Genomic DNA, 1,144 nt, shown 5'->3' with positions numbered 1-1,144 from the left:
GGAAGCGGCGCAAGTCGTGGAGCTGACCGGTACTAATAGGCCGAGGGCTTGATCACACACAATATCCAGCCTCTTGCAAGACATTGTCGCGTCCACTGTGCAGCTCTGAAACGACGAGCGCCCACCCCCGGGCCACCACTCTTGGTGGCGCGGTGGGGATCGGGTTGCTGACAGTTTCACAGTGTTACGGCGGTCATGGCGAAAGGGAAACGCCCGGTCTCATTCCGAACCCGGAAGCTAAGCCTTTCAGCGCCGATGGTACTGCCCGGGGGACCGGGTGGGAGAGTAGGACGCCGCCGGACAATCTTTCAACGAACGGGGGTCGGAGCATTTGCTCCGGCCCCCGTTTCGTGCGTTCAGGGCCTCCTCTGCGCGTGCGGGCCGGGGCCACGACGTGGCCAGGTGGCCGCGATCCGTTCTGGCGACGCTCAGGCGTGCGCCGATTCTCAGTGAGGTACGTACACACCATGACTTCTCCGCGACGCGGGCCCGCAGGCTCTGACCGAGGCCGAGGCGCATCCTCCGGAGGGCGCGGAGCAGGCGGCGGTGCGCGAGGCGGCGCACCCCGGCAGAGCGGCTCCGGTGAGCGCGCCCGCCCCGCCGGCCACCGCGGCTCCCGCAGCGCCGGCCCGCAGAACGGTGACCGCCCGCAGCGCAGTGGTGGTGGGGATCGTCCGTCGTGGCAGGACCGCAAGCCTGCCGGGGATCGTCCGCAGCGTGGTGGCGGGGATCGTCCGTCGTGGCAGGACCGCAAGCCTGCCGGGGACCGTCCGCAGCGCAGTGGTGGCGGGGATCGCCCCTCGTGGCAGGACCGCAAGCCTGCCGGGGATCGTCCGCAGCGTGGTGGCGGGGATCGTCCGTCGTGGCAGGACCGCAAGCCCGCCGGGGACCGTCCGCAGCGCAGTGGTGGCGGGGATCGCCCGTCGTGGCAGGACCGCAAGCCCGCCGGGGATCGTCCCCAGCGCAGCGGTGGTGAGGATCGTCCGCAGCGCGGCGGTGGTGAGGATCGTCCGCAGCGCGGCGGTGGTGACCGCCCCTCGTGGCAGGACCGCAAGCCTGCCGGGGACCGTCCGCAGCGCAGCGGCGGTGGTGACCGCCCCTCGTGGCAGGACCGCAAGCCTGCCGGGGACCGTCCGCAGCGCAG

At 71.5% G+C, this 1,144-nt stretch carries 1 rRNA gene; it reads left to right on the top strand.

The features are described 5' to 3' along the window. Positions 1-185 precede the first annotated feature (185 nt). Positions 186-302, top strand: a 5S ribosomal RNA gene (rrf, locus tag ACI79U_RS21405). Positions 303-1,144 lie beyond the last annotated feature (842 nt).

This window comes from Modestobacter sp. SYSU DS0904, assembly GCF_054051115.1.
Note: the sequence above shows the minus strand (reverse complement) of the source record. Positions and strands in the feature narration are given on the sequence as shown.